At 62.7% G+C, this 17,849-nt stretch carries 15 protein-coding genes; 13 read left to right on the top strand and 2 right to left on the bottom strand.

Features of this window, described 5'->3' with window-relative positions:
- Positions 1–85: 85 nt before the first annotated feature.
- The 6 genes from FNZ07_RS02450 to FNZ07_RS02425 all read left to right on the top strand — a co-directional run bounded on the left by FNZ07_RS02450 (position 86) and on the right by FNZ07_RS02425 (position 7,923).
- Entirely contained in the window at positions 86–1,786 is a 1,701-nt protein-coding gene (locus tag FNZ07_RS02450) for an FAD-dependent monooxygenase (protein WP_091007977.1), read from the top strand.
- 63 nt (positions 1,787–1,849) lie between these two features.
- The gene (locus FNZ07_RS02445; protein ID WP_091007973.1) at positions 1,850–3,232 is read left to right on the top strand and encodes an MFS transporter; all 1,383 of its coding nucleotides are present in this window, start codon (positions 1,850–1,852) and stop codon (positions 3,230–3,232) included.
- A gap of 46 nt (positions 3,233–3,278) precedes the next feature.
- Positions 3,279–4,421 (top strand): porin, encoded by a 1,143-nt coding sequence (locus FNZ07_RS02440; protein ID WP_091007970.1) that lies wholly within the window; start codon positions 3,279–3,281, stop codon positions 4,419–4,421.
- A gap of 24 nt (positions 4,422–4,445) precedes the next feature.
- Positions 4,446–6,044, top strand: coding sequence for a carboxylesterase/lipase family protein (locus FNZ07_RS02435; RefSeq protein ID WP_091007968.1), 1,599 nt, complete (start codon positions 4,446–4,448; stop codon positions 6,042–6,044).
- Between the two features lie 27 nt (positions 6,045–6,071).
- Entirely contained in the window at positions 6,072–6,920 is an 849-nt protein-coding gene (locus FNZ07_RS02430; RefSeq protein ID WP_091007966.1) for a fumarylacetoacetate hydrolase family protein, read from the top strand.
- Positions 6,921–6,954: 34 nt separating this feature from the next.
- Positions 6,955–7,923 (top strand): VOC family protein, encoded by a 969-nt coding sequence (locus tag FNZ07_RS02425; protein WP_091007963.1) that lies wholly within the window; start codon positions 6,955–6,957, stop codon positions 7,921–7,923.
- Here FNZ07_RS02425 and FNZ07_RS02420 read toward each other — a convergent pair.
- Positions 7,906–8,808: a LysR family transcriptional regulator gene (locus tag FNZ07_RS02420; protein ID WP_091007960.1), complete on the bottom strand. Its 903-nt coding sequence runs from the start codon at positions 8,806–8,808 to the stop codon at positions 7,906–7,908. The two genes, FNZ07_RS02425 and FNZ07_RS02420, sit on opposite strands and share 18 nt — an antisense overlap.
- Before the next feature lie 96 nt (positions 8,809–8,904).
- On the opposite strand from FNZ07_RS02420, the gene FNZ07_RS02415 reads away from it, so the two are divergent.
- Both FNZ07_RS02415 and FNZ07_RS02410 read left to right on the top strand, forming a co-directional pair.
- The gene (locus FNZ07_RS02415; protein WP_091007957.1) at positions 8,905–9,909 is read left to right on the top strand and encodes an aldo/keto reductase; all 1,005 of its coding nucleotides are present in this window, start codon (positions 8,905–8,907) and stop codon (positions 9,907–9,909) included.
- Between the two features lie 199 nt (positions 9,910–10,108).
- Positions 10,109–12,376: an alpha/beta hydrolase domain-containing protein gene (locus tag FNZ07_RS02410; protein WP_091007955.1), complete on the top strand. Its 2,268-nt coding sequence runs from the start codon at positions 10,109–10,111 to the stop codon at positions 12,374–12,376.
- 18 nt (positions 12,377–12,394) lie between these two features.
- Here FNZ07_RS02410 and FNZ07_RS02405 read toward each other — a convergent pair whose 3' ends face one another.
- The gene (locus FNZ07_RS02405; protein WP_211367859.1) at positions 12,395–13,006 is read right to left on the bottom strand and encodes a TetR/AcrR family transcriptional regulator; all 612 of its coding nucleotides are present in this window, start codon (positions 13,004–13,006) and stop codon (positions 12,395–12,397) included.
- A gap of 74 nt (positions 13,007–13,080) precedes the next feature.
- Here FNZ07_RS02405 and FNZ07_RS02400 point away from each other — a divergent pair, with 74 nt between their 5' ends.
- The 5 genes from FNZ07_RS02400 to frc all read left to right on the top strand — a co-directional run bounded on the left by FNZ07_RS02400 (position 13,081) and on the right by frc (position 17,837).
- A complete protein-coding gene (locus FNZ07_RS02400; protein WP_091007952.1) occupies positions 13,081–14,013 on the top strand; it encodes an aldo/keto reductase in 933 nt (310 codons plus the stop codon).
- Complete coding sequence (locus FNZ07_RS02395; RefSeq protein WP_091007949.1) at positions 14,010–14,972, top strand: quinone oxidoreductase family protein; 963 nt, start codon at positions 14,010–14,012, stop codon at positions 14,970–14,972. Before FNZ07_RS02400 ends, FNZ07_RS02395 begins: the two co-directional genes overlap by 4 nt.
- 182 nt (positions 14,973–15,154) lie before the next feature.
- Positions 15,155–15,388, top strand: a complete 234-nt coding sequence (locus FNZ07_RS02390) for a hypothetical protein (RefSeq protein WP_091007946.1) — start codon at positions 15,155–15,157, stop codon at positions 15,386–15,388.
- Positions 15,366–16,085: a GntR family transcriptional regulator gene (locus FNZ07_RS02385; protein WP_091007943.1), complete on the top strand. Its 720-nt coding sequence runs from the start codon at positions 15,366–15,368 to the stop codon at positions 16,083–16,085. Before FNZ07_RS02390 ends, FNZ07_RS02385 begins: the two co-directional genes overlap by 23 nt.
- Before the next feature lie 504 nt (positions 16,086–16,589).
- A complete protein-coding gene (gene frc / locus FNZ07_RS02380) occupies positions 16,590–17,837 on the top strand; it encodes a formyl-CoA transferase (protein ID WP_091007940.1) in 1,248 nt (415 codons plus the stop codon).
- Positions 17,838–17,849 lie beyond the last annotated feature (12 nt).

Genomic DNA, 17,849 nt, shown 5'->3' with positions numbered 1-17,849 from the left:
TCGATATGAATTTCATTGTATGGATTTATAGAGGTATCCGCACTATCTTTGGCGAAAAGCATGAAACCCAGGAGACAGGAATCAGATGGATTGCGATGTCATCATTGTTGGCGGAGGCCCAGTCGGTCTGTATCTCGCGGCTGCACTCGGGCAGCGCGGCGTGCGCGTCGAACTTTTCGAAGCGCGTGACGGAACCAGCCGGCATCCGGCCGCCAACGCAAATAGCGCGCGGACGATGGAGCATTTCCGGCGCATCGGCGTATCGAAGAGGATCCGCTCGCTCGGCTTGCCGACGGACTACGCCCCCGATGTCGCCTACTTCACCAGCATCACCGGTCACGAACTCGCGCGCCTGCATCAACCGCCGTCAGGCGAAGCCGAGCGTTGGGCGCAATTGCACGCGTTCACGTGGCCGACGCCCGAGCCGCCGCATCGCTGCTCGCAACTGTATGTCGAGCCTGTACTGCTGGATGCGGCGCGCGCCTGTTCGACGGTGAAGGTGCATTTCAGCGCACGCGTCGTCGACTTCGTACAAGGCGCCGATTCGGTGACGGCGACCGTGGTCGACACCATCGACGGCGCCGAAGCCGCTCCGCGTCGGGTACGCGGCCGCTATCTGGTGGGCTGCGACGGTCCGCGCAGCTTCGTGCGCAAGACGCTGGACATCCGCTATAGCGGCGTCGCCGGTGAGAAGCGCGAGTTCATGGGCGGCCTGATGGACGCCGTCTACTTTTATGCCCCCGATCTGTATCGCGTGTCGCCGCATGCGCCGGCATGGCAGTACTGGACTTTCACGCCGAAGCAGCGTGCGCTGATGATCGCCGTCGACGGCAAAGGTCATTTCATCATCAACGTTCAGGCGCGCGAGGGCGAGAGTGCCGATGCCGAGGCGATTCGCTCGCGCATTCGCGAGGCGATCGGCGCGGAAGTGCCGTTCGAGATCCGCAGCACGTCGCGCTGGACCGCGGGCTATACGCTGGTTGCCGATCGATTCGCAGCGGGCAATGCGTTGCTCGCGGGCGATGCTGCGCACCTGTTCACGCCGACGGGCGGCCTCGGCTACAACACCGGCATCGACGACGCGGCGAATCTCGCGTGGAAAATCGAGCTTGCGATGCGCGGCGAAGGCGGCGAAAGGTTGATCGACAGTTATGACGCGGAGCGCCGGCCAGTCGCGTTGCGCAATACTGCATTTGCACGCGCGTTCGCCGACAGTATCGGCCACGTGTCGGTGCCGGCAAACCTGCTCGATGACGACGCCGCCGGCGCTGCATCGCGCGATGCACTGGGCGACTATCTGCAGTTTCATGCGAGCTTCGAGTTCGCGATTCCCGGTGTCCACCTCGGCACGCGCTACGAAAGCTCGCCACTGACGACACCCGAAGACGGCGTGCCGCCTCCCGACAATCCGAATCTGTACGCGCCCTGCGCGCGTGCCGGACATCGCGCGCCGCATGTGTGGATCGCCGACACGTCGCTTTACGACTGTTTCGGCGCCGGCTTCACGTTGCTGTGCACGGGCGCGCGCGCGCTGACGGCACAGGATCAGCGCACGGTCGATGCCGCGCGCCTGACGCATGCCGCGCTGAGCGTCGTGTGCACCGACGATCCGCAGGTGAAGGCGCTCTATAGCGCGAATTACGTGCTGATCAGGCCCGACCTGCATATCGCATGGCGCGGCGACGCGCTCGAAGAACATCTGCAAATCGCCCTGGATCGTGTGCTCGGTCGTAACGAACACGCGGCTGACACCGCACAGTCGATCGCGCAACGACCCGCGGCCTGAACAGGCATGCGTCGCAGCAGGCGGTGCCGGACGTATCGCCCATAACAATCATCGGAGACATTCATGCACGCGAACGCAACGTCGGCAACGTCGGGGGAGGCCGCGCGGGCGGACACCGGTCGGCCGACGGCTATCCAGATCGTGACACTCGTACTGTGCTTCCTCGTGGTAGCCGCCGATGGTTTCGATGTCGCGAGCGTTAGCTATGTCGCGCCGCTGCTCAGGAAGATGTGGTCGCTGACGCCGGCAGCGTTGGGGCCGATCTTTGGCGCGGGTCTGTTTGGCCTCGCGGTCGGCAGTTTCGTGTTCGGTCCGCTCGCGGACAAGATCGGACGCAAGCGCGTAATCGCGCTGTCGCTGCTGCTATTCGGTGCGGGCAGTCTCGCGTGTGCGGCTGCGCCATCGGCGGGCTGGCTGATCGTGCTGCGCTTCCTGACCGGTGCAGGACTTGGCGGCGCGATGCCGAACGCGATCACGCTGTCGTCCGAATTCGCACCGCCGCGAAACCGCGCGCTGCTCGTCACGCTGATGTTCTGCGGCTTTACGCTCGGGCTCGCGTTCGGCGGTGCGGTGGCGTCGGTGCTGATTCCGTCGTTTGGCTGGCAGGGGGTGTTCGCATTCGGCGGTCTGTTTCCGCTGGTGCTGGCGCCGTGCATCTGGCTCTGGCTGCCTGAGTCGTTGCGCTTCATGGCGGGCAAGCCACGCTACGCGCGTGAAGCACAACGGGTGGCGCAGCGTCTCGGTGAAGCGGCACATGCGCTTCTGCAAGGCACGCACACAGAGGCCGGCGATACACCTCGCGAGCGTGTCATCGGTCTGCTGTTCAGCGCGCAATATCGCGCCGGCACAGCGCTGCTATGGCTCGCGTTCTTCTGCACGCTGTGGGTCTACTACCAGATCAGTAGCTGGTTGCCGCTAGTCATCACTAGCGCCGGGATCGACCCGGTTCACGCCGCCCGCGTGGGCGCGATGATGCCGCTCGGTGGCACGATCGGCTCGCTCGTCAATGCGCGTCTGATGGACCGTCGCAATCCGTTTCTGGTGCTCGCCGCGTCGTATGCGATCGCGGCCGTGGCGATCGCTGCGATCGGCGTGTCGATCCATCTGCCGTCGCTGATCTATTGCTCGGTGTTCGTCGCCGGATATGGCCTGTCCGGCGCGCAGACCGCGGCGAACGTGCTAGTCGCCGGCTTCTACACCACGGCCGCGCGCGCCACGGGTGTGAGCTGGGCACTCGGCGTCGGCCGTATCGGATCGATCTTTGGCTCGATGACGGGCGGCGTGATTCTCGCGTGGTTCGGCCGGGTGGAGCCGGCATTCATCGCGTTCGCGGTGCCTGTCGTGCTGGCCGGCGCAGCGATGGTCATCGCCGGTCGGCTCTATCCGCGGCGCAGTCTCGATGAACGCGCGCCGGCTGCAACGCCAGCAACGTCATCGGGTCATTGATTCGCAGATCGGTTGATTCACCACGAAAAACAAAAGGAGGGGAGACATGAAACTACGCATGTTGTCGTTGGCCGGGCTTGCCGCCGGTCTGCATCTGGGCATCGCCTCGGCACAAAGCAGCGTCACGCTGTACGGCATTCTGGACACAGGAATTGAGATGGTCACGCACGCCGACGCAGCAGGCGACCGGATCGTGCGCATGCCCGGCATCACCGGCTCGATGCCTTCGCGCTGGGGACTTCGCGGGAGAGAAGATCTCGGCGGCGGGCTGGCCGCGATTTTCACCCTCGAAGACGGCTTTAACCCGCGGGCCGGCGACATCAATCAGGGAGGACGGCTGTTCGGTCGTCAGGCGTGGGTCGGTCTGTCGAGCCCGTACGGTGCACTGACATTCGGGCGTCAGTACACGATGACGTACTGGGCGATCGTCGATTCCGACATTCTCGGCCCCGACATCTACGGTGGTGTCGGTTCGCTCGATGCGTACGTGCCCAACGCTCGCAGCGACAACACGATTGCGTACAAGGGTACGTTCGCGGGATTGACCGCCGGGGCGACGTGGTCGTTTGGACGCGATTCGGCGGGCACGGGCAATTCGCCGGGGCAGGGCACCTGCGCGGGTTCGTTGCCGGGCAATGCGCAGGCCTGTCGCCAGTGGTCCGTGATGCTGCGCTACGACGGCGATAACTTCGGCGTGGCGAGTGCCTATGACGAGCAGCGCGGCGGCCCCGGCGCGGCGGCCAACCTGTTCAACGGCGCTGCGCCGTTGCCGCTGACGGCGAGCGGCGACAAGGATGTGCGGATGCAACTCAACGGCTACTACAAGCTTGGCTCGTTCAAGGTCGGTGCGGGCTGGCTTGGTCGTCACGTCGAGACCGTATCGCCTGCTGTGCCGGTCGTTCATACCGACATCTGGTACGTGACTGCGAGCTACTTCGTCACGCCGGCCGCCATCATCGACGGCGGCGCGTACCGGACCATCGATTCGCAGCAGGACACGCGCGGCACGATTGCGACGCTGCGCGGCACCTATCTGCTGTCGAAAGCGACGGCGGTATATCTGCAGAGCGGCTATCTCTTCAACAGCGCCAAAGCGAAGTACACATTGAGCCAGGGCGGTCCTGGCGCGACACCGGCGGCGGGTATTGGACAACTCGGCGTAATGGCAGGCATTCGACACAGCTTCTGATTCCATCGATAGGGAGAACCGGTCATGACAAACAAGATGAGCTGGCGATATGTTGCCGCGAAGGTTGCAACGGGCGTGCTGCTGCTAGCCGCGCTCGATGCATCGATGTCGGCGTCGGCGTCGGGCCCCGGCGCGGGCAGCCTGACGATCGTCGAATCGGGCGTGCTCGTGGGCGGCGCGCCGGACGCGTCGGGTGTGGTGAGCTACAAAGGCATTCCGTACGCGGCGCCGCCGGTGGGTCCGCTGCGCTGGCGCGCACCGCAGCCGGTCCAGCCGTGGTCTGGCGTGCGCAATGCGCAGCAATACGGCCACACGTGCTGGCAGGGCACGGCGTTCGGACCGGTCGATAACAGTCAGGCAAGCGAGGATTGTCTGACGCTCAATGTCTGGAGCGCAGCGAAAGGACCGGGCGAACGACGGCCCGTGATGGTCTGGCTGCATGGTGGCGGCTTCCAGTTTGGCACCTCGGGCGACCCGCGTTGGGAAGGGGCCAGTCTCGCGAAAAAAGGCGTGGTAGTGGTGTCGATCAACTACCGGCTCGGTGTGTTCGGCTTTCTCGCGCGAACCGATCTCGACAGTGAAGCGCCCGGCCAATCGTCCGGGATGTACGGCATCGAGGACATGATCGCGGCGTTGCGGTGGGTCAAGGCGAACGCAGTGGCTTTCGGTGGCGATCCGGGCAACGTGACCGTATTCGGCGAATCGGCGGGCGCGCATACGGTCGGCATCCTGATGGCGTCGCCGATCACGGGCGGGTTGTTTTCCAAAGCGATCGCCGAGAGTGGTGCATTCTGGGAAAGTCCGAAAGGTGTGATGGCGAGCCACGCGGCGGCGTTGCAGATCGGTGGGCAACTCGGTGCGGCGTCGGGTGGTCCGCAGACACTCGCAGCGCTACGCGCGGCACCGGCCGCGCAATTGATGGCCGATCCGACCGAGCCCGCGTATAGCCCAAGCATCGATGGTTTCGTGCTGCCGACGGATCCCGAGACGCGCTTCGCGCGCGGACTGCAACGCGACGTGCCGTTGCTCGAAGGCCAGAACGCCGACGAAGGCACGATTTTCGCTGCGACGTCAGGCATCCCCGGCAATTCGGCGCAGGATTTCATCGCGGCTGCAACGACGGCATTCGGCGCATCGAACATCGATCGGTTTCTGCAGCTTTATCCCGCCGCGAGCGATGCGCAGGCGCAGCAGTCGCAGGTATTGCTCACCGGCGACCTGGTGATAGCGTCGCAAACCTGGCAGATGGCCAACCTGCATCTGAAGACGTTGCACGCGCCGGTCTATTCGTACTACTTCAGCCAGACGTCGGCGTATAACCCGCTGCCGATCCACGTCTCCGAAGTGCCCTACGTGTTCGGCGATCTGGTGCCGAACGGTCATGGCACACCAGGCGCAAGCGACGTGGCGCTGTCCGATGCCATGTCGTCGTACTGGACCAACTTCGCGAAGACCGGCAATCCGAACGGCGCAGGCTTACCCGGCTGGCCGACGTATACCGGCGCCGGTGGCACGGTGATGGGTCTCGCGACACCGTTGCAGCAGCAAGCCGAAGTCGGCACCGCGCGCTTTGCGTTTTTGAACAGCTTCCGGACACCGGGCAATCTGGGTTTTCATTTTTAACCTCATCGGGAAAGAAGGAGCAGGGACATGCGTTTCATCAGTTTCGAGAAGAATGGCCGGTCGATGCTGGGCGTTCGGGAGGGCGAGCACGTGCGGGTGATCGGCGAGGTATCGCTGGAAGCGCTGCTCACGCAGGGTGTGGATCTGACGGCCTATGCGCGTGCGCATGCCGGCGACGAGCGGCTGGCGATCGATGGCCTGAAGCTGTTGCCGCCGCTCTCGCGGCCGTCGAAGATCATATGTGTCGGCCTGAATTTCGCGGACCACACGTCCGAGAGCAACTATCAGCAACCCGACTATCCGACGCTGTTCTTCCGCGTCGCGACGAGTCTTGTTGCGCATGGCCAGCCGATCGTTCGACCGGCGGTCGAGGATTGCGACGGCGTCGATTACGAAGGCGAGATCGCGGTCGTGATCGGGCGCGGCGGCCGGCATATCCGTCTTGAAGATGCGCTGTCGCATGTCGTCGGTTACTCGCTGTTCAACGACGGTTCGATCCGTGAATACCAGTTCAAGACACCGCAGTGGACCGTGGGCAAGAACTTCGATGCGACCGGCGCGTTCGGGCCCGATCTCGTTACCGCGGACGAACTGCCCCCTGGTGTCGAAGGGTTGCGTCTGGAGACGCGCTTGAACGGTCAGGTCGTGCAGTCGGCCAGCACCGACGAGATGGTGTTCAACGTCGCGAGCCTGATCAGCATCATTAGCGAAGCCATCACGCTGGAGCCGGGCGACGTGATCGTCTCCGGAACGCCATCGGGGATCGGCTGGGCACGTCAGCCGAAGCTGCTGATGAAGGCGGGCGACGTATGCGAGGTGTCGGTCGAAAAGATCGGCACACTGCGCAACGTGATCGCCGATGAGGTCGTTTTGTGAGCTCACGCATTGCGTATCGTTCAGGGAGAACATCATGTCTGCCTCTGTAGCCGACCATGCTGCCGTTCATTCAATCGATCATTTCGCGCTCAACGTACCCTCGCTCGACGAAGCTCGCCGCTTCTACACGACGTTCGGCCTCGACGCGCGCGATGCCGCGAATGCCGGGGAAGCGTTCGAGCTTTACGCCGCCGATGGGCATCGCTGGGCGCGCATCCTGCAGGCTGGGCGCAAATCGCTGGCGTATCTGTCGTTCGGCTGTTTCGCCGCCGACCTTGAGCGGCTGCATCGACAGATTGCGAGCACAGGCGTGGAAGTATCGACGGATGCAGAAGGGCTGTGGTTTCGCGATCCCGATGGCAATACCGTGCAGGTGAAGCCGGCTCCGAAAACCAGCCCCTCGGGCAAGACGCCTTCGCTGCTCGCAGGTGTGCCGGCGAATGCGCGCGGCTCGCACGCGCGCTCCGAGTCGGTGCCGGTCAGGCCGCGCAGGCTGTCGCATGTGTTGCTGTTCAGCGCGGACGTGCTCGCCGCGCTCGACTTCTACGAACGTGCGCTCGGATTGCGGCTCTCGGACAGATCGCGCGACATCATCGCCTTCACGCACGCGCCTCACGGCAGCGATCATCATCTGGTGGCGTTCGCCAAAAGCGCCGCACGCGGCTGGCATCACTGCGCGTGGGACGTCGACGACATCAACAGGGTCGGCGAGGGCGCGGCGCAGATGGCCGCGGCAGGTTACACGAAGGGATGGGGCACCGGCCGGCACGTGCTGGGGTCAAATTATTTTCACTACGTCGAAGATCCGTGGGGATCGTTCTGCGAGTATTCCGCGGATATCGACTACATCTCGGCGGGCGAACAGTGGGATGCCGGGGACTTCCCGCCGGAGGATTCGCTGTACCTCTGGGGGCCGGCTGTGCCCGAGAATTTTGTCAGGAACAGCGAGTGCGGAGAAGAGAAAGAACCGGTGCGGCATTCCTCGTCATCGCTCACTCCGTGATTGCGACTTGATAAAGTCCACAAAAACTCTAAGTGCCGCCGGCATCTGGCGGCGGCTGTTGTAGTACAGCCTGGGGCCCGCGAACTCCTCCTGCCAGTCGTTCAGGACCCGCACCAGTCTGCCGTCGGCGAGCGGCTCCGCGACGAATTCCTCGAAGGTGAACAGGATGCCGAGGCCGGCCACCGCGCCAGCCACTTCCACGTCGGACGACTCGCTTGCGAGGCGACCATCCGGCACGACGCGGACGATCTCCTTCTTGCGTTTGAGCTCCCAGACGATTCTCCGCCCGCTACCGAACATGTGTCGAATACAGGCATGCTCGTTCAAATCGCGTGGGTGCGCGGGCACCCCATGGCGGGCGAGGTAATCCGGCGCCGCCACTCCCACCAGGCGTTGTCGCGCGGGCCCGATGGGGACAGCGATCATGTCGCGCGCGAGGTGCTCTTCATAACGCACGCCGGCATCGCAGTTGGCCGCAAACACATCTACGAGCCCTTCGGTGACGGTGACTTCCATGCGGATCGTCGGGTGGGCGACGAGGAAGGCTGACGCAATTTGCGGAAGCACATGCCGGGCGACGATACCCGGAACGTCGAGCCGCAGGGTCCCTGTCGCCTGGTCACCCATTGCAATACTGTCGAACGCGGCGTCGAGTTCGGAAAGCGCCGGGCGCAATCGCTCCAGCAACTGCTGACCGGCTTCAGTGGGCGTGACGCTGCGCGTTGTCCGGTTCATCAGACGGACGCCCTTGAGTTTTTCGAGGCGTTGAATGGCGTCGCTGAGCGAGGACGCAGACAGCCCGTTCCTGAGCGCAGCGGAACGGAAACCGCCTGCCTCGGCGACGAGCGCAAACATCTTCATATCAGTCAGATCGGAGATATCCATTGTTCTCTCTCCCGTACGGCTCGTTCTTCTCAGGACGGGTTATCGAATGAGCGCTGCAGGCGCATAGTGAAGTCACATTATCGAACGGGAACACTGATGAAACATCGCAAGCTCGGATCTACGGGTCCCACTGTGTCCGCTATCGGACTGGGTTGTATGGGAATGTCGGATGCATACGGACCGGCCGACCGATCCGAAAGTATCGCGACAATACAGGCCGCGCTCCACGACGGCGTAACGCTGATCGATACCGGTGACTTCTACGCCTCCGGGCTCAACGAATTGCTTATCGCAGAAGCGCTGAATGGTATTGCGCGCGACCGCTATCAACTCTCGGTCAAGTTTGGCGGCGTGCGCGATCCGGCTGGAGGATGGGGTCCCATGGACGGTCGTCCCGAGGTTGTCCGGAATTATCTGGCCTATTCGCTTCGTCGTCTCAACGTGGATCACATCGATATCTATCGGGTGGGCGGCCTCGACCGATCGGTTCCGATCGAAGACACGATAGGCGCGCTGGCGGACTGCGTTCAGAAAGGCTGGATCAGGCACATCGGACTGTCCGAAGTCGGAGAGGACACGATCCGTCGTGCGGCAGCAGTGCATCCTGTTGCCGATTTACAGATCGAATACTCGCTGTTGTCGCGCGGGATCGAAGACAGGATATTGCCGACGTGCCGCGAACTCGGCATTGCGATTACCGCCTACGGTGTGCTGTGCCGCGGTTTGCTCAGCGGACACTGGCATCCAAACGGGACAACTGACTTTCGATCCATCAGTCCGCGGTTTCAGGGCGACAACCTCGCTGCAAACCTGCAACTGGTCGAGCAACTTGCTCGGGTCGCTTCGACGAAAGGCGTGACGACCACCCAGTTAGCGATCGCCTGGGCGCTCGCGCAGGGCGAGGACATCATTCCGATCGTCGGCGCCCGTCGACGCGAGCGTCTTGCCGAGGCGCTCGGCAGCCTCGATGTAACCCTCTCCGAGGACGATCTTGTTTCCATCGAACGTGCCATCCCGAAGGGTGCGGCGAAGGGGGCACGATATCCCGAAGCAATGCTGGAACATCTGGACAGCGAACGGAACGGATCTGCTGTTTCGTGAGTTCGACGGCGTTGAGAGATCGCCTTGCTGCTGATCCGTGCTGGCTTGCGCAGCCATCGCGATAGTCTATTAATATACCGACTGCTTTCCACAAATAACGACTGGACTTCTGGGCGCACGGGTCGTTGGTCGCTCGACGACGGTTCGTCCATCCCACACGCGCGTTCCTTTCCCTTTACCGTGTCTGGGGGGCGTGGCCATGAAGGTGCAGTCGATAGCGGTATCGGTGGGTGTCGGTGTAGCGATCGCGTCGATGAGCGGATGCGGGCACGGCGACAGACATTCGCCACCCCCTGTCTCGAGCGGCGCAGGCTTCATCAAGAGTTTCCAGATCATTTCGAGCGTGCCCGCTTTCAATGGCGCGACGCCTGCCGGTGCGGCAGGCCCGTACCAGGTGATCACCGCCGTCGTACACGGCGAACTCGATCCGAACAATCCGCTCAATGCGGACATTGTGAACATCAAGAACGCGCCGGTCGGCAGCGATGGTGACGTCGCCTATTCGACCGACGTCGTCATCCTGCGCCCGCAGAGCGCATCGACCGCGACACGCGTACTGTTCTACGACGTGGTGAACCGCGGCAGCAAACTTGGCGTGGGGTCTTTTGTGGGTGGCGGCGCGCTCGACACCGGTGCGGCGCCGCCGTCGAGTTTCCCGTCGCTGCTGAGAAACGGCTATACGATCCTGTGGAGTGGCTGGCAAGGCGATATTCCGCTCAACGGAAGTAGCACGACAGCGGGCGCGGGTTTGCTCGGCGTCACCTTTCCTGTTGCGACGAACCCGGACGGAACACCGATCACCGCCATGAGCCGCGAGGAATTCATTCCGGACTACGCCGGCGGATCGCCGACCACCATTCCGCTGACCTACCCGCCGACCAATCTGTCCGACACGGCATCGGTCACGTTCACCGCGCGCCAGTCGTGGCTCACTGCCTACGGCAGTATTCCGGGCGGCGTCGAAACCTATACCGCGCCATCGCAGCCAGTGGCGACGTGGCGCTACATCAGCACGCCAGACAACGTCTATGAAGGCAACTATTCAGTGTCGTTCACGCCGCCCGCGAGCGTGCCTGGCCCGAACGGCACGCAAGTTTCACCCGATGCCGGGACCATCTACAGTTTTGTTTATCGGGCCGCTGCACCGACGGTCGACGGGATCGGCTTCGCTGCGTTGCGCGATCTGGTGTCGTTCCTGCGTTACGACGCCACCGATGCACAAGGCGTCCCCAATCCGCTCGACGATCTGAAAAACGCCGCATGTGTTGCATCGTCGTGCTCGACCAGCACGAACTTCGATATCGCGATCGGCGAGGGTATTTCGCAGTCGGGCCGTTTCATGAAGGACTTTCTGTATCAGGGCTTCAATGTCGACAGCAACGGCAAGATTGTGTTCGATGGCATGTTCCCGATCATTTCGGCCGCTCGCCGTACGTGGACCAATGCGGACTTCGCACAGCCGGGGAGATGGTCGAAGCAGCATGAGGATCACTTCATGCCCGGCTTCCAGTTCCCGTTCACTTACGCGACCACGACCGACCCTGTGAGCGGGGCGACCGACGGCATCCTGAAGCAGTGCACGGCGACCAACACCTGTCCGAAGATCATGCAGCTCGATGGCGCGTTCGAATGGTGGGGCGGTGCGGCGTCGCTCGTCGTGACCGACGGGCGTGGCAACGATATCCAGTTGCCGCAGAATGTCCGTTACTACCTGGTGCCGGGGACCCAGCACGGCGGCGGCAGCGGTGTGACGACCGGCAATTTCACTGTGCCTGCAGCGGGGAGTCAATGTCAGTTGCCGGGATCGCCGGTTGAGGAAACGCCGGTGGAGCGCGCGCTGATTCCTGCGCTTGTCAACTGGATCGGCCAGGGCACGCCGCCGCCAGCCTCGCAATATCCCACGGTCGCCTCCGGCACGCTGGTCGAACCGACCCAGATCGCGGTGGGCTTTCCGTCGCTGACCAACGTGAAGGTGCCGAGCGGAGCGGCCGCTACCCCCACGCTGCTGCAACTCACTTTCAATGGCGAATACAACCAGTTGTTCGTCACCGACTTCAGCAATGCGGTGCCGGTCGTGAACACCGCGCAGGCTTATACGATTCTTGTGCCGAGTGTGGATTCGAACGGAAATGAGACGTCCGGCGTGCTGGTGCCCGACGTCAGCGTGCCGCTCGCGACCTATACCGGCTGGAACTACCGCGGCGCGGGCCATGCGATCGGCGACGGCTGCATTTCCAACGGCTCGGCGATTCCGCTTGCGGTGAATGCCGCTGCGCAGGCGGGCGGCACCGATACGCGTGCCACGCTGGCGACCCTCTATGGAGGCAGCCGATCGAAGTACCAGGCGGCGGTCGCGGCCGCGGCGAATGCACTCGTCAGTCAGGGCTATCTGCTGCAGGACGACGCGAATAACGTCTTCATTGCAAACGCGGGCAGCGTTTCTGCCACGCTGTTGCCGCAACCTTGAAATCTGGTCGGCCCACAGCTAACGCGTCGCTTGAGCTTTCGTTCCATCGGTGTCGCTATCCGATGGAGCGGACGAACGCAGTCCGGCCATCACGAGATCGAGCACGCGGCCGACCTGTTCTTCATCGGCCGACGCTGTCGCAGCGACAACCGAGCCGGCCAGGCTCAAGGTGAGATCGTCCGCTCGAATCCCACTGCGGATGCTGCCGTCGCGCGATCCCGCTGACAGAAACTTCTCGATGGTCTCGTTGATCCGGATGCGCGTCTCGGAGACGGTCCCGGAGCGAAACGTCATTGCGATCCTTAGCGCATCGTGCATGGCATGTTTGGTCGCGACGAACTTTGCATAGCGGTCCATCCACTGGCGCATCGCGTCGGCGCCCAGATGCCTCGCGAGAAGCTCGTCGGCCTCGAGATCCAGCGCGTCGAGTTCAGAGCTGTATACCGCCTCGACTAGTGCCTCTTTCGTGGGGAAATGACGGTAGAGCGTGCCGATTCCCACGCCCGCCGCCCGGGCGATGGCCTCCAGCGAAGTCGTGCTGGCAGCAGTCGAGAACAGCCTGCGCGCCTCGACGACGATCTGCTCGCGGTTCTTGGTTGCATCGGCGCGTTGGCGAGATGGTATTGACAAGCGGAGGATCCTCCGGTTAAGGTGATGGAAAACGGAGGACCCTCCGCCAAGGTGTGATTATAGGAGAACCCTTGATGTCCCGGCATACTTCGAGATCTGCTGCCCGTGCGGGAAGCTATCCCCTGGGCGCCCACGAGGTCGCACGGATCGGCTTCGGCGCCATGCAACTCCAGCGAAGTGCCGACACGCCGGCAGAGGCGCTCGAACTTCTTCGGCATGCCATCGATCTCGGCGTCAATCACATAGACACCGCTCAGTTCTACGGCAACGGTTTCGTCAACAGGACGATCGGTGAACTGCTTCGCGAGGCGCCGCAGATTGTGGTGGCGACCAAGGTTGGGGCCGATCCCAATCCTGGAGGGAGATTCCACCTCAGACCGGCACAGCGCCCGGAACAATTACGGGCCAGCGTCGAGGACAATCTCCGCAGCCTCGGCGTAGACCAGCTTGCGGTCGTCAATCTGCGTCGTCTGGACGTCGGCCCTGGCATCGCCGCCGAAGGTGACCAGATCGTCGACCTCGATGACCAGCTCGCCGTGATGATCGCCATGCGACACGAGGGCAAGATTGGGGCGATCGGACTCAGCGCCGTCGATCTCAATGGACTCAGGCGCGCCATCCCCGCAGGCATTGTGTGTGTTCAGAACGCCTACAGCATGATCAGCCGGCAATACGAAGACATGCTCGACCTGTGCGCCGATCACCAGATCGCATGGGTGCCATTTTTTCCACTGGGAGGCGCTGGTTTTGCTGAGTGGCCCAAGGTGATCGACCAGCCGAAGGTTATCCAGATTGCCGCGCGGATGGGCGTCGAGCCATCCCAGCTCGGGCTCGCCTGGTTGCTGGCTCACAAGCCGAATATCCTGCTCATCCCAGGCACCTCGAGCCTTTTGCATCTCGAAGAAAATGTCGCTGCGGCGTCGATAGCGTTCGACCGCGATGTTCTTGCCGAGCTTGATGCCAACGACGCCAAAGCCGCTCAGGCACCTCACGGAGTCAGACTGTGACCGATCAATCGACGGATCAGCCGCTTACCGCCAAGGCCGTTACATACAAAGGCCCGGGCGGCTATGAGGTCATCGAAATCCTGGAACGTCAGGTCCGGCCACCTGCGGATGACGAGGTTCGTATCGAGGTGAAGGCGGCCGCGGTCAATCCGACAGACCTGCTTCTCCGTGCCGCGGGCGCAGGCGATCAGACGTCGTTTGTTGTGCCCGGTATGGATGCTGCGGGGATCATCGAATCTGTCGGGCCGGTCGTATCGCGCCTGCATCCCGGAGAGGAGGTGATGGCGGCCGTTATGCCGCGGCGCCCTGAAGGGGGAGCGCAGGCACAGTACATCGTGGTGCCTGCCGCCTCAGTTGTTCGGATACCTGAAGGTGTATCCATAGCGGAGGCCGCGACCCTGCCGATGAACGGGTTGACTGCATTCCGGGCGCTCGAACTGGCTGCCTTGAGGAAAGGGCAATGCCTGGCCGTGAGCGGCGGCGCCGGGCTTCTCGCGCACTACGCAATCGCGGTCGCGAAACGGCAAGGAATCAAGGTCATTGCCGATGCGAAGCCGGAAGAAGCCGAACTGGTACGCAGTTACGGCGCAGATGTTGTGATCGAGCGTGGGTCGCGCTTTGCAGACGCCGTTCGTCACGCGTTACCAGAAGGCGCTGACGCCCTGCTCGACACGGCCGTCCTTGCAGAAAGTGCTTTTGGCGCCGTTCGTGATGGGGGCGTCTATATCCCGGTTCGCGGCTGGGGAGGCAAGCCGGCCGAGCGCGGAATCAGGATTGCGCCGGTGTTCGTGGTCGAGGCGCTCGAGCGTACCGAGTGGCTTGAACAGCTCCGTGACATGGTCAGAGCAGCAGAGATCAGGCTGCGCGTCGCAGCGGAATACCCGCTCGAGCAAATCGCTGACGCGCAGCGCTCACTCGAAGCCGGAGGGCTGCGCGGCCGGCCGGTCATTGCCTTCTAGCGTCCTCATCGCCACCGTAGTCGGGTAGCTTCAGCGAATTGTGCGCCTGGCTGGAGTGTTCGCTGTGCGATGAAGTACCTCCGGATGACGACTCATTGATATACTACATACGCAATATTGATTTTTGCGGCAATGCACCATATCATTGAGTTACTTGTTCACTCAATCTTCTGGGGCTGCAAATGGATCTGCTTTCTCTTTCGCTGCTTGGGGTATCCGTTGTAGGGTTAGGCGCTGCCGCGACGATTCTGTTGACGAAGTGGGTTCCGCAGCCGGTCGCCGAACTGGCGGCGGAGCATGGCCGCTTCGTCGGCCTCGGCGAAACGGTGTCGACGCAGGCACCGGCAGCAGCAGCGGCGCCGTATCGCGCGCATGTTCAACAAGAGGCGATGAATGTCGTCAGAACTTCAAACTGAAGCAGTGGCGAGTCCACTGACTCTCTCGCTCCAGCCGATCAACGCAAGCGTCAGCCTGCGCGATCAGGCCTACGTGATGCTGCGGCAGGCCATCGCCGACGCAGACATCTATCAGTCACACGATGAAATCCGCCTCGACGAACGCGTGCTGAGCGAAACGCTCGGCGTGAGTCGCACGCCGGTGCGCGAAGCGATGACGCTGCTCGAGCAGGAAGGTTTTCTGCGGATGGTGCCGCGTCGCGGCATCTATATCGTGCGCAAGAGCAAGCGCGAAATCGTCGAGATGATCCAGATGTGGGCCGCGCTCGAAAGCATGGCGGCGCGTCTTGCCACGCTGCATGCCACCGACGAGGAAATCGCCCGTCTGCGGCACATGTTCGACAATTTCCGCGATGCGACGCCGGCCGAACACATCGCCGAGTATTCGGATGCGAATATTGCGTTCCACCAGGCGATCGTCGAGTTGTCGAAGTCGCAGATCATCCTCGAGACGATCAAGAACATCTTCATTCACGTCCGCGCGATCCGCCGCATGACCATTTCGCAGAGCGACCGCGCATCGCGTTCGATCGTCGATCATCTGCGCATCATCGAAGCGCTGGAGCAGCGCGACACGGAACTGGCCGAGCGGCTCGTGCGCCAGCACTCGCTCGATCTTGCAGCGTTCGTCGAAGCGAACTGCGACTTCCTGGATTGAAGAACCGGCGGCCTTTGTGCCGTGCAGGGTGTAGCAGCGAATCAGAACAGAAGGCCGACGGCAAATTACCGTCGGCCTTTTTTTGCGTGGCGCAACGACTCGTCACGTCGACGCCGTACCCCTTCAGTTGCCCCTCGCCCGACATTCGCGGGTATCCCGTCTTTTCCCACTTGGTAAATCGGCGCCATGCACTGCGGGAAACCCTGCACTTGACGCAGAATGGAATGTAGTATGTGATATATCAACGACGCAGAATGCATGAAGATACTCGATATTTTTCCCGACGGCAGGTCGTCGGGATTTGGTGATTAACCGCCGAAACCCAGGCAGGACGGGCAGAGGCGCCATCTGCAACGGCATCTGGTGGCTGAGATCGAGCCTGAACGCAGCTGATATATCACATTCTGAATTGCCTTGGACAGGCCAGCCGCCCAGTGGCGGGGCGTCGCTAACGCGGGCACGTCCGTCGACAACCGTTATTCAACCGATTGGCCAGGAGACGACATGAGCAAAGCACTCGACGGTGTGCGCATCCTCGATTTCACGCATGTGCAATCGGGGCCGACCTGCACGCAATTGCTGGCGTGGTTCGGCGCCGATGTGATCAAGGTGGAGCGGGCCGGCGCCGGCGATATCACGCGCGAACAGTTGCGCGACATCCCCGACGCGGACAGCCTTTACTTCACGATGCTCAATCACAACAAGCGTTCGGTGACGATCGACACGAAGAACCCGGAAGGCAAGCAGGTGCTCGAAACGCTGATCCAGAAGTGCGATGTGCTGGTCGAGAACTTTGCGCCGGGCGCGCTCGACCGGATGGGCTTCACCTGGGAGCGCATCCAGGAACTGAACCCGCGCATGATCGTGGCCTCGGTGAAGGGCTTCGGTCCCGGCCCGTACGAAGACTGCAAGGTCTACGAGAACGTTGCGCAGTGCGCGGGCGGCGCGGCCTCGACGACGGGTTTCGACGATGGTCCGCCGGTCGTCACCGGTGCGCAGATCGGCGACAGCGGCACGGGCCTGCATCTCGCGCTCGGCATCGTCACCGCACTGTACCAACGCGTGCAGACCGGGCGTGGGCAGAAGGTGCTCGCGGCGATGCAGGACGGTGTGCTGAACCTGTGCCGCGTGAAGTTGCGCGATCAGCAGCGGCTCGAACGCACGGGCGTGATGAAGGAGTATCCGCAATATCCGAACGGCACCTTCGGCGAAGCGGTGCCGCGCGCGGGCAATGCATCGGGTGGCGGTCAGCCCGGCTGGATCCTGAAGTGCAAGGGTTGGGAAGCCGATCCGAACGCGTACATCTATTTCATCACGCAAGCCCCGGTGTGGGCAAAGATCTCCAACGTGATCGGCAGGGAGGAATGGGCCACCGATCCCGACTACGCGACGCCCGCTGCGCGTCTGCCGCATCTGAAGGACATCTTCGCCGAGATCGAACGCTGGACGATGACGAAAACCAAGTTCGAGGCGATGGACATCCTCAACCGCTACGACATTCCATGCGGCCCGATCCTGTCGATGAAGGAGATTGCCGAAGAGCCTTCGCTGCGCAAGACCGGCACGATCGTCGAAGTCGATCATCCGGTGCGCGGCAAGTATCTGACGGTCGGCAATCCGATCAAGCTGTCCGACAGCCCAACCGAGGTGAAACGTTCGCCGCTGCTCGGCGAACACACGGATGAGGTGATGGCCGAACTGGGCTATTCGACGGAACAGATCGGCGCATTGCGCGCGGCCGGTGCGATTTGAGCGGCCACGCCG

The sequence above is a fragment of the Paraburkholderia megapolitana genome (assembly GCF_007556815.1).
GTDB classification, from domain to species: Bacteria; Pseudomonadota; Gammaproteobacteria; order Burkholderiales; family Burkholderiaceae; genus Paraburkholderia; species Paraburkholderia megapolitana.
The sequence above is the reverse complement of the archived record's forward strand: the minus strand, read 5'-3'. Positions and strand labels throughout refer to the sequence as shown.